The 10,769-nt window shown below is 75.5% G+C and carries 8 protein-coding genes; 3 read left to right on the top strand and 5 right to left on the bottom strand.

Going from position 1 to position 10,769, the window contains the following annotated elements:
• Window positions 1–383: 383 nt before the first annotated feature.
• The 3 genes from ACFVHB_RS39185 to ACFVHB_RS39195 form a co-directional block, all read right to left on the bottom strand.
• A complete protein-coding gene (locus ACFVHB_RS39185; protein ID WP_380332592.1) occupies window positions 384–1,430 on the bottom strand; it encodes a BTAD domain-containing putative transcriptional regulator in 1,047 nt (348 codons plus the stop codon).
• A 196-nt stretch (window positions 1,431–1,626) separates the two neighbouring features.
• Window positions 1,627–1,848, bottom strand: a complete 222-nt coding sequence (locus ACFVHB_RS39190) for a hypothetical protein (protein WP_380332595.1) — start codon at window positions 1,846–1,848, stop codon at window positions 1,627–1,629.
• A 207-nt stretch (window positions 1,849–2,055) separates the two neighbouring features.
• Window positions 2,056–2,319 carry a hypothetical protein gene (locus tag ACFVHB_RS39195; RefSeq protein ID WP_380332597.1) on the bottom strand — a complete coding sequence of 88 codons (264 nt, stop codon included), beginning with the start codon at window positions 2,317–2,319 and terminating at the stop codon, window positions 2,056–2,058.
• A gap of 340 nt (window positions 2,320–2,659) precedes the next feature.
• Here ACFVHB_RS39195 and ACFVHB_RS39200 point away from each other — a divergent pair, with 340 nt between their 5' ends.
• From ACFVHB_RS39200 to ACFVHB_RS39210, 3 genes are all read left to right on the top strand, one after another.
• Window positions 2,660–3,643: a helix-turn-helix transcriptional regulator gene (locus ACFVHB_RS39200; RefSeq protein WP_380332600.1), complete on the top strand. Its 984-nt coding sequence runs from the start codon at window positions 2,660–2,662 to the stop codon at window positions 3,641–3,643.
• A 186-nt stretch (window positions 3,644–3,829) separates the two neighbouring features.
• Entirely contained in the window at window positions 3,830–5,962 is a 2,133-nt protein-coding gene (locus ACFVHB_RS39205) for a SpoIIE family protein phosphatase (protein ID WP_380332603.1), read from the top strand.
• Window positions 5,963–6,020: 58 nt separating this feature from the next.
• The gene (locus tag ACFVHB_RS39210) at window positions 6,021–7,844 is read left to right on the top strand and encodes a SpoIIE family protein phosphatase (RefSeq protein WP_380332606.1); all 1,824 of its coding nucleotides are present in this window, start codon (window positions 6,021–6,023) and stop codon (window positions 7,842–7,844) included.
• Window positions 7,845–8,368: 524 nt separating this feature from the next.
• On the opposite strand, the gene ACFVHB_RS39215 is transcribed toward ACFVHB_RS39210, so the two are convergent.
• Together ACFVHB_RS39215 and ACFVHB_RS39220 are read right to left on the bottom strand one after the other, a co-directional pair.
• On the bottom strand, window positions 8,369–9,409 hold the full coding sequence (locus ACFVHB_RS39215; protein ID WP_380332609.1) for an AMP-binding protein: 1,041 nt from the start codon (window positions 9,407–9,409) through the stop codon (window positions 8,369–8,371).
• 38 nt (window positions 9,410–9,447) lie between these two features.
• Window positions 9,448–10,278, bottom strand: a complete 831-nt coding sequence (locus tag ACFVHB_RS39220; protein WP_380332612.1) for a hypothetical protein — start codon at window positions 10,276–10,278, stop codon at window positions 9,448–9,450.
• Between the last annotated feature and the right edge of the window lie 491 nt (window positions 10,279–10,769).

Genomic DNA, 10,769 nt, shown 5'->3' on the forward strand with positions numbered 1-10,769 from the left:
CCTCTCACACCCACCTCTCATTCGGGGCTTTTTTTTTGTTTTTACCCCCTCTGCTCGGCCGCCCTGGGCGCCCCGGGGGGGGGGCGGGGGGGCGGGGGCGGCCCCCCGGCGGCGGGGGCAAGCGGGGGGAGGGCGCGCGGGGAAAGGGGACGCGGGGAAAGGGGGCGCGGCGGACACGCCGGAGCCGGGGAGGGCGCGCGGGGCCGAGCGGGGAGCCGTCCTGAGGCACGGCTGTCGGCGGGGTCGGCGGGGTCGGCGGGGTCGGCGGAGGGGGGCGGTCGCGGGCGGACCGCGGGGGACCGCCGTCGTGGCGTCCTCGGCCGCGCGGGGGGTGGGGGCGGACCGGTGCGGTGCCGGTCCGCTGCCTCAGCGGGCCGGGCGTGTCAGCGGGCCAGGCGTGCCGGTCCGTCGGCCCAGGGGCCGCGTGCGGCCGCACGCGGTGCGGGCACGGTGGCGGGCGCCGTCCCGACGAGGGCCAGGTGCGGGCGCCCGGGCGACGGCTCCGCGGGGTACGGCGACCGCGCCGCCGGGGTTTCACGGGCCGTCACCGGTTCGCCCGGCCGCGCGGCGCCGACCGGTTCGACGGGGGTCGGGCGGGTGAGGACGAGCGGGTCGGCGGGGCGGGCCGGCGCGAGCGGGTCGGGGCGTCCGGCGAGGATCGCCTCCTCGATCCCGCGCAGTTCCGGTCCCGGCAGCAGGCCGAGGTTCTCCGTCAGGGTGTGCCGGGCCCGCTGGTACGCGGCCAGCGCGTCGGCCTGCCGGCTGCCCCGGTAGAGCGCGACCATGAGCAGCGCCCAGAGCCGCTCGCGGTACGGGTGCTCGGTGGTGAGGACGAGCAGGTGGGGCACCAGCCAGGCGTGGCCGCCGAGTTGGAGCGCGAGCTCGGCGTGCTCCTCGACCACCGCGAGCCGCAGCTCCGCGAGCCGGGTGCGTTCGACGTCGAGCAGCGGGCCGCTGACGCCGGTGAGCGCGGGGCCGGGCCAGGAGTCCAGGGCGGCGGCCAGGGTCCGTTCGGCGGCGTCGGGTTGTCCGGCCGAGCGCAGCGCGCGGGCGTCGGCCACCGACTGCTCGAACCGGCCGAGGTCGCACTGCTGGGGGCCGACGGAGAGCCGGTAGGACGTGCCGACCCGGGTGAGCACGCCGCCGGTGGTGCGCGGTGCCCGGTCGGGTTCGAAGAGCCTGCGCAGCTTGGAGACGTACGCCTGCACCAGGTTGGCGCCGTCCGCCACGGTGGCGTCGCCCCAGATCCCGTCGATCAGGTGGTCGCGGCCGACGGGCGAGCCGGCGCGCAGCAGCAGGACGGCGAGCAGGGCGCGCTGGCGGGGCGCTCCGAGCGGGAGTTCGACGCCGTCCCGCCAGGCCCGGACCTCGCCCAGCAGTTCGAAGCTGAGGCCGGCCGGGTGGGCGGTCGGAAGGAGAGGAGTGGTCATGGAACCTCCGCCGAGCCGGGGCCGTCGCGTGGCGGCTCGGACGCAGTTGTGGGAGCTGGTGCGGGGTCAGGGCCGAGTCCGGGGGTCAGGGTCCGGTCGGGTCCGGGTCGGGCCGGGGCCGGTCAGGGCCGGTCGGGTCCGGGGCGGCGCGGGTCCGGGCGGGCCGGACGGTGGTGCCGGGCGGGCCGGCGCCGGTTCACCACTGCCAGCCCATGTCGTTCCGGTGCGGGTTGTGCTGCTGGGCGCCCGTGCCGGTGGTGCTGCCGGCCTGGGTGGTCGGCTGCTGGTCGGCGACCGTGGCGGCACCGCGGTCCGGCGCCGCGGTGCCGGTCGCCTCGGCGGCGAGCCCGGCGGCGGCGCCCAGGACCACGGTGGCGGCGGCGACGACGGAGACGAGGCGGAACTTCTTGGCGGACATGGTGACTCCTTTCGGGCATGGGGATGCCCGGTGACGTGGTGTGGGTGGTCGGCGGGGTTGCGGTCCGTGCTGTGCTCTCCGCGCTTCGACGAGTTCGATTCTGCCCCGCCCGCAAGCCGGTTGTCCCTGGTCCCGGGTGACACAAGTTGTCGCTGGCATATCTGTGTCAGTGGCTGCGGCCGGACTGTGCCAGGGGTGTCCGGGTGGTCAGGCGTGGACGAACCATCCGGCCAGTTCGGGGGTTCTGGCGATCGCCTGGACACAGACCGTCAGGCACAGGGCGCGGGCGGTGTCCGGGTTCGGTGCGAGCACGAACATCACGCCGCGCGCTCCGGCGCGCGAGCCGTGCACCCGGACGTGCTCGGGGCCGTGGTGGAGGTGGACGGCGGCGCGCAATGCGGCGGCCACCGTGCCGGCGGCCGGAACCGGAGCGTCGCGGGGGCGGGTCATGGTGAAGTGGACGACATGCACGCAGCCACGATGGTGGAAGCGGGGCGCCGATGTGCGGGCTCGGGTCGGCACGTTCTTGCCATGGCGCGCCTGTGCCAGCCCGGGCGTCCGGTTTCCTGTGATGAATCCCGTTGTGTGGCGGCCGGTGGTCGTCCGGTCGCGATCCGTTTCCCGTCCGTTCCCGTGCGGGCGCGGCGGCGTGGAACACCGGCTGATCGGCGGGTGTCTGCGTGTTCCGCGACGGTGGTATTTTCTGACCTGGACCTGCCCAGATGTGCATGAGGGCTTTGCGTCCAGCACCGTACGTATACGAAACGATTGTTTGCGGCGCAGCTCGCTTCACCGCCAGGGGGCCGACCGAATGCTGACCACGCTGGGACTCACGCACCAGGCCGAGGCCGTCTACCGCCTCATGCTGAGTCAGCCCAACTGGGGAGTGGTCCGGATCGCCGAGTCGCTCGCCTGGGACGAGGCGGCCGTCCGCGCCGCGATGGACGAGCTGGCCGACCAGGAGCTGATCCGCCCGTCCTGGGAGGGCGACGGCGCGATGCGCACGGTCAGCCCCAAGGTGGCCTTCGAGGCGCTCCTCGCCCGCCGGCAGGCCGAGATCGCGCGCAAGCAGCACGAGGTCGAGTCCAGCCGGGCCGCCATCGCCGGGCTGGTCGCCGAGTACTCCATGCTGCGGCCGGAGGAGGGCGCGGGCGGCGTCGAGCACCTGACGGGCCTGGACGAGATCCGGGCCCGCCTGGAGGAACTGGGCGCCCAGGCCTGCCGCGAGACCATGGCCTTCGCCCCCGGCGGCAAGCAGACCGCGGAGAACCGCGAGGCCAGCCGCCCGATCACGCAGGCGCTGCTGGATCGCGGGGTCAAGGTGAAGACCGTCTACCTGAGCAGCATCCGCAACGACCCGGGCAGCGTCGAGCACGCCAACTGGCTGGCCGCGCAGGGTGGCGAGACCCGGACCACCAGCGTCCTGCCGATGCGGATGCAGATCGTGGACCGCGAGGTCGCGATGGTCCCCCTCGATCCCGACGACCTGACCAAGGGCGTGGCGGTGATCCGCGAACTCGGCGCGGTCGCCGGCCTGTGCGCGCTCTTCGACCAGATCTGGGAGCAGGCCGAGGTGCTCGGCGCCGCCCCCGCCACCCCGGCCGGTGAGATCACCCCGCAGCAGCGCGAACTGCTCCGCCTCCTCTCCGCCGGACTCACCGACGAGGCGGCCGCCCGCCGTCTCGGGGTCTCCCTCCGCACTGAGCGCCGGATGATCACCGACCTGATGGAGCAGTTCGACGCCCAGAGCCGCTTCCAGCTCGGCCAGCGCGTCACGGAGCGCGGCCTGCTCTGACCGCCCGCCGGTCGCGCCCGCGGCCGACGGCCCCGCTGCCTGCCGGGGGCCGGGTGCCGGGTGCCGCCGTGTCGGGCACCGGGTGCCGGACGTTGAACGCCGGGCGCCGAACGACGGGGCGTTCGGCGCCCACCCGGGCCAGTATGGAACTGCAGGTTCACCCGCCGGCCCGAATGAGGTGTTGCGATGAGCATGTCATGGCATGCCTCGTCGCGGCCCGGGCAGGAGGCCGTCGAGGCGAACGCGGGGCGCGGCCTCGACGTGCTGGCGCGGGTCCTGCGGTCGGTGCCGGAGCGGCTCGGCGCGCACATGGGCGGCCTCTACCGGCTGTCGGACGACCGGGAGCTGCTCGAACTGGTGATGACGTTCGGGGCCTCCCGGCAGTTCACCAGGCCGTGGCAGCGGATCGGCACGACCGCGCCGGTCCCGGTGGCCGAGGCGGCGCGCAGCGGCCGGGTCGTGTGGGTGGGCGGCGCGGAGGACATGGCGCGGCGCTACCCGAGGGTCGCCGTCTCCATGCCGTACGCGTTCTGCCTCGCGGCCGTTCCCCTCGTCGCGCGGGGGGCGACGTACGGGGTGGTCTTCCTGCTGTGGCCGGCCGCGCACGCCCCCGCGCTGTCGCCCGCCGAACGCGACGCGCTCGACGCGCTCGCCCTGCGCCTGGCCGAGGTGCTGGCGGAGGCGGCCGGCGCGGGGCGTCCCATCCGGGCCGGCCCGCGTCCCGCGGTGGCGGAGGACGTCACCGCCGCCCGGGCCGGCACGATGGCGGCGCGGCTGCCCGAAGGCGTCTGCGACATCGACCTGGACGGCAAGCTGGCCGAGGTCACGCCGACCGCCGCCGAGCTGCTCGGCGAGCCGGTGGGGCGCCTGCTGGGCGCCCGGCCGTGGACGGCGCTGCCCTGGCTGCGCGATCCGGTGTACGAGTACCACTACCGGGCGGCGCTGATCAGCGGGAATCCGACCTCCTTCGTCGCGCTGCGGCCGCCGGACCGGTGGCTGTCGTTCCAGCTCTTCCCGGACGGGTCCGGCGTCACCGTGCGGATCGCCGCCGCCGACGGCGACCGGAGCGCGGGCACGCCGGCCGAACGGGCCGAGCACACGCGGCCCGGAGCGCTGTACCACCTGCTCCACCTCGCGAGCGCGCTGACCGAGGCCATCACCGTGCAGGACGTGGTGAGCATGGTCTCCGAGCAGATCCTGCCGGCCTTCGGCGGCCAGGCCGTCGCGGTGCTGATGGCGGAGGGCGGCCGGCTGCGGATCGCCGGCCACCGCGGCTACCCGCCGGGCCTGGTCGACCGGTTCGACGGCACCCCGCTCACGGAGTCCACGCCCGGCGTCCAGGCGTCGACCAATCCGGTGCCGGCGTTCTTCGAGTCCCGCGCGGAGCTGGAGCGGTTGTACCCGGACCGCCACGAGACGCAGGACGGGATGGCCGCCTGGGCCTACCTGCCGCTGGTCACCTCGCGCAGGCTGATCGGCACCTGCGTGCTGGCCTTCGCCGAGCCGCACCGCTTCGACGTGGAGGAGCGCGCCGTCCTCACCTCGCTCGGCGGCCTGATCGCCCAGGCCCTGGACCGTGCCCGGCTGTACGACACCAAACTCGTCCTCGCCCACGGCCTCCAGGAGAGTCTGCTGCCCCACGCGCTGCCCGCGGTCCCGAGCCTGGAGATCAGCGCCCGCTACCTGCCGGCCACCGAGGGCATGGAGGTCGGGGGCGACTTCTACGACCTCATCCGGGTCGGCCCGGACGCGGTGGCCGTCGTCATCGGCGACGTCCAGGGCCACAACGTCCACGCCGCCGCGCTGATGGGCCAGGTCCGCACCGCCGTCCGTGCCTTCGCCGCAGCGGACGCCGATCCGAGCACCGTGCTCGCCCGCACCAACCGGCTGCTGAACGACCTGGACACGAACCTGCTGGCCAGCTGCACCTACCTCTGCGTCGACCTCGCCCGCCGGGAGGCCAGGCTGGCCACCGCCGGTCACCCCGTGCCCCTGCTGTACGGGCGGGACGGCCGGGCGAGGGCGGTGGAGCCGATCGTCGGCATGGTGCTGAACGTCGACCCCGCCGCCGAGTACCCGCAGATCCGCATCGACCTGCCGATCGGCACCATCCTGGTGCTGTACACCGACGGCCTCATCGAGACCCCCGGCGCCGACCTCGGCCAGGCGCAGGCCGACCTGACCGCCACGCTCGCCCGCCACGGCGGCGAACCGCTCGACCGGCTGGCGGACGCGCTCATCGGGCGGGCCGGTCACGCGGAGCACCGGACCGACGACGTCGCGCTGCTGCTGGTCCGATCCGTCCCCCGGGAACCGTGAACCACGAGCCGTGAACCGTGATGCGAGCACGCACCGCGACGGGAAGGAGACCGATTCCGTGGCACGCACGCCCCTGCTGGCCGTACGCGGCATCTCCAAGCGGTTCGGCGCCGTCCAGGCGCTGAACGGAGTCGGCCTCGACATCAACGACGGGGAGGTCGTCGCGCTGGTCGGGGACAACGGCGCCGGCAAGTCCACCCTGGTCAAGGTCGTCTCCGGGGTGTCCCCGCCGGACAGCGGGGTGATCGAGTGGGAGGGCCGGCGCGTCGACCTGCGCAGGCCGCTCGACGCCCAGAGCCTCGGCATCGCCACCGTCCACCAGGACCTCTCGCTGTGCGACAACCTCGACACGGTCGCCAACGTCTTCCTCGGCCGCGAGCTGCGCAGGTTCGGCGTCCTCAGGGAGGTCGAGATGGAGCGGCGCTGCCGCCGGCTGCTGAGTGCCCTGTCCGTCCGGATCCCCAGCCTGCGGGTCCCGGTCGGCTCGCTCTCCGGCGGCCAGCGGCAGACCGTCGCCATCGCGCGGGCCATGATCGGCGAGCCCCGGATCGTGATCCTGGACGAGCCCACGGCCGCCCTCGGGGTCGGGGAGACCGCGCTGGTCCTGGAGCTGGTCGAGCGCCTGCGGGCCCAGCGGCTCGGGGTGCTGGTGGTCAGCCACGACCCGGAGAGCGTGCGGGCGGTCGCCGACCGGGTGGCGGTGCTGCGCCTCGGCCGCAACACCGGCGTCTTCGACACGAAGTACGCCACCCAGGAACAGATCTCCTCGGCCGTCACGGGCGACCACAGCATGGCCGTGACCCTGCAGCACAGCCTGCTGCCCCGCGGGCTGCCCCAGCAGAACGCCCTCGACGTCGCCTACCGCTACCTGCCCGCGCGGTCGGGCGTCGGCGGCGACTGGTTCGACGTCATCCCGCTGTCCGGCACCCGGGTCGCGCTGGTCGTGGGGGACATCGTCGGGCACGGCGTGCACGCGGCCGCCACCATGGGCCGCCTCCGGACGGCCGTGCACAACTTCTCCATGCTGGACCTGCCCCCCGACGACCTCCTGGCGCACCTCGACGAACTGGTCAACCGGATCGACAAGGACGACGCCGCCGCGCGGGACGGCACCGGGATCACCGGAGCCACCTGCCTGTACGCGATCTACGACCCGGTGTCGCGGACCTGCGAGCTGGCCCGGGCCGGCCACCTCCCGCCCGCGCTCATCGCGCCCGACGGCACGGTGGAGTACCTCGACCTGCCGGCCGGTCCGCCGCTCGGCGTGGGCGGCCTGCCGTTCGAGACGGCACGTGTGCGGGTGCCCGAGGGCGGCCGGCTGGTGCTGTACACCAACGGCCTCGTCGAGGACCGCCGCCGGGACATCGACCGCGGGCTCGGACTGCTGCGCGACGCCCTGGCGGCCGCCGACCGGACGCCCGAGCAGACCTGCGACGCGGTGTTCGACGCCCTGCTGCCCGCGAGTTCGACGGACGACGCCGTCCTGCTCGTGGCCCGCACCCGTGCGCTGCCGGCCGACCGGATCGCCCAGTGGGACGTCCCGCCGGACCCGGCCGCCGTGGCCGGGGTCCGGGCCTCGGCCGGCCGGAAGCTGGCGGAGTGGGGGCTGGTGGAGCCGGCGTTCACCACGGAGCTGATCCTCAGCGAACTCATCACCAACGCGATCCGGTACGGCAGCGGGCCGATCGGCGTCCGTCTCATCCTGGACCGGACCCTGATCTGCGAGGTCTCGGACACCAGCAGCACCTCCCCGCACCTGCGCTACGCCGCGGACACGGACGAGGGCGGACGCGGCCTGTTCCTCGTCGCCCAGCTGGCCGAGCACTGGGGCACGCGGTACACCCCCGCGTGCAAGATCATCTGGGCGGAGCAGACGCTCTGAGGAGCCCGCCCCCGGACGCCTCGGACGCTCAGGACGCCCGGACGAGGGTGCTCGGCGTGCTCGCGGGTGTCCGCGGGGCTGGGGGCCGGGGCTGCTCAGGGGCGAAGTCGAGGCGTACGAGTGCGAGCCTCACGCGGTGCTCTCCTGGTGAATTCGTTGCGCCGACGACCGACTGCTGCCGGCTGAAAAGCGCCCCGTTCCGCACGCCGTACGAATTCGATGGGAAGGCGGAATCCGATGGATGACGGGTGGAGTGCACGACTGGCCGGTGTTTTGTGCCGGACTCTGATGCCGTTCGCCAACCCACGACCCGCCCGGGCGGCGGATAACCGCGCCGGAATTCCCGGAGAGTCGGTGGGTTCGGAATTCTCCGCGGGCCGGCATTCCCCCGGGCCGGCATTCCGCGGGGGTGGACCGCCGGCCCCCGGCCGCTTTCGCCATGGCCTCCGAAAAGAGCTGACGGTGATTCTGCTTTTCGGGCCCGGCCGAGAGGTGAGGCTGTCGGTCTGGTGGGCGGCCGCGGGTCAGGGCCGGGCGGCGGTGCCGGGGCGCTCCGGGCGGGAACCGGTCGGGGTGGCCGCGGGCGGCGGCGACCAGGGGCTGGGGCCGTGCCGCAGCTGCCAGGCCGGCGCGGGGAGGTGTTCCCGGTGCCAGTACCAGTGGTCGGGGGCGGAGTCCTCGGAGGGGTGGGGGACCGCCGCGACGAGGCGCAGGCCGGGTGCGTCCGGCGCGTGCCGCCCGGTCGCGGGGGACTGCCGCAGGACGTCGTGCAGGGAGTCGGGGTGGGTGTGGAGCACGGTCACCCCGTAGGCGTGCAGCGTCTCCAGGAGCTGCTCGGGGCGGGCGGAGCGGGCGGGATCCTCGCAGAGGACCTGCGCCGCCCCGAGGGCCAGCGGTCCGGCCACGGCCCCGGGGTGGCGGACCAGCCAGTCGAGGCCGGCGGCGCACCAGTAGACGTCGGCGGGGCCGCGGAGGCCGAGCCGCAGACCGGCCGCGTGCTCCTCGGGTGCGGGGCCGTGGAGGCCGGGCGGCCGGGGCGACGGCACGGCGAGGGCACGGTGCCACCACGCCCACCCGTCGTCCGGCCGGCGGGCGGGTCCGCTGTCCGTGCGCACCACCAGGACCGGCGGCGCCCCGAGCGCGGCGGGCCGGCCCCCGGCGGGGGCCCGCTCGTCGGTGGTCACCAGCAGGCGGACGCGCCGGAGGCGGCGCCGGGCGAGCTCGTCGGCCGGATCGTGCTGCCGGGACGCCCACGGGGCGAGCGTGGTGGCGACCGCGCCGATCCGGGTGCAGGCCAGCAGCGCGACCACGGCCTCGGGGATCAAGGGCAGTTGCAGGGCGACCCGGTCGCCCGGGCGCACGCCGAGCCGGCCGAGTGCGGTGGTGGCCCGGTCGACCTGCTCGGCCAGTTCGTCGCGGGTGACGGCCCGTCCGGCACCGGCCGTGTCGACGGCGTACAGCGCGACGGGGTCGTCCGCGCCGGCCGGGGCGGACGTGGCGGCCGACGGGAACGGGCGGACGGTGGTGGTGCCGGTCGTGCCGGCGCTGGTGCTGGTCGGTGGCATGGCGGACTCCGATCGGTCGAGGGATGTCGGACGGGCCGTCAGACGCCGGTCGGGGTGGCCAGGCCCTGCGGGCTCCACCAGGCGGCGCGCGACGAGCAGTCACCGACCACCAGGGGCAACTCGGCGCCGTGGTCGAGCAGGCAGCCGGTGCCGTCCTGGGTCCTGATCCGCAGACAGTCGGGCGTGGCGGAGCCGTCCGCCGAGGCGGCGCCCGGCTGCGGCCGGCGGTCGGTGAGCTGCCAGCGCTGCGCCGGGACGCCGTCGGTGCCCGCCGCGGCCTCGTCCCGGACCGCGACCTCGCCACCCTGGTCCGCGGTGACCAGCCGGGGCACGGGTGAGCCGCTGGAGAGCAGGGACTGCAGCACCAGGCCGCCGTCCGGCTCGGTCCACACGAGCCACTCCTCGCCGTTGGCGCCGGTGGGCGCCGTGCTGCCCACCCGGGCGCCGTCGGGCACGTCGGACAGCGGGGCGTCCAGGACGGCCAGGCGCCGCCCGGAGTCGCAGGCGGTCAGCGTTCCCAGGCCCCCGTAGGAGGGGTTGCGGGGCCCGTCGGTCTCGAACACCGGGCTGCCCGTCGGTGCGGTGGCCGGGTCGCCGAGGCCACCCGGGAGCGCACGGTCCTCCGGCCTCCTCGACCCGCTCGGGGAGGCGTCCGGCGCCCCCGTCGGCCGGTCGGTGGCGGTGCCGTGGCCCGGCACCGTCGAGCCCGGGGCGGCCGGGGGTCCGGCGGCGGTGCCGTCGGCGGCGGTGCCGCACCCGCCGAGCAGGAGGAGGGCGGCGGCCGTGAGAGCGGTGAGCGGCCGGTTCGTCGGGGGCCCGGCCGTGACCACCCGCTCGGTTCGTCCCGTTGCCGTCCTGTGCAGTGCCATCCGATGTTCCCCTTGCTGGCGTCCCCCGTCGGGCGAGGGGCCGGACCCGTGCGGGACGGGTGCGGCCGCTCGGCGGGCCCGGTCGCCGGGCACCGCCGGTGGCCAGGCTAGGAGCGCGGGACGGGTGGCGGATGACGGTCGGAACCGAAGGCTTTGGCCGGTTGACGGGGTTTCGGCCCGTGGTACGGCCCCGGGGCGGTTTCCCGCCACCGGCCGGCCCGGTACCGAAAGGTTTAAGTTCGGGCACCGAGAGTTCAGCCCCGAGCGGGACCGAGGGCGTCCGGCGCCCGTGATGATCGAGGGGTGGCGCCGGGAGGGCCACCCCCGGCGCGGACCGGGAGCGAGCCCGCCCCCGGCGAGGGCCGGTGAGGACCGGCAAGGAACCGCAGGAACAGCATGAGGAGTGCGCGTTGAGCAACGAGAGCCTGGCCAACCTGCTCAAGGAGGAGCGGCGCTTCGCCCCGCCGGCAGAGCTCGCCGCAGCCGCCAAC

The organism is Kitasatospora sp. NPDC127111 (assembly GCF_042677465.1).
Lineage (GTDB): Bacteria > Actinomycetota > Actinomycetes > Streptomycetales > Streptomycetaceae > Kitasatospora.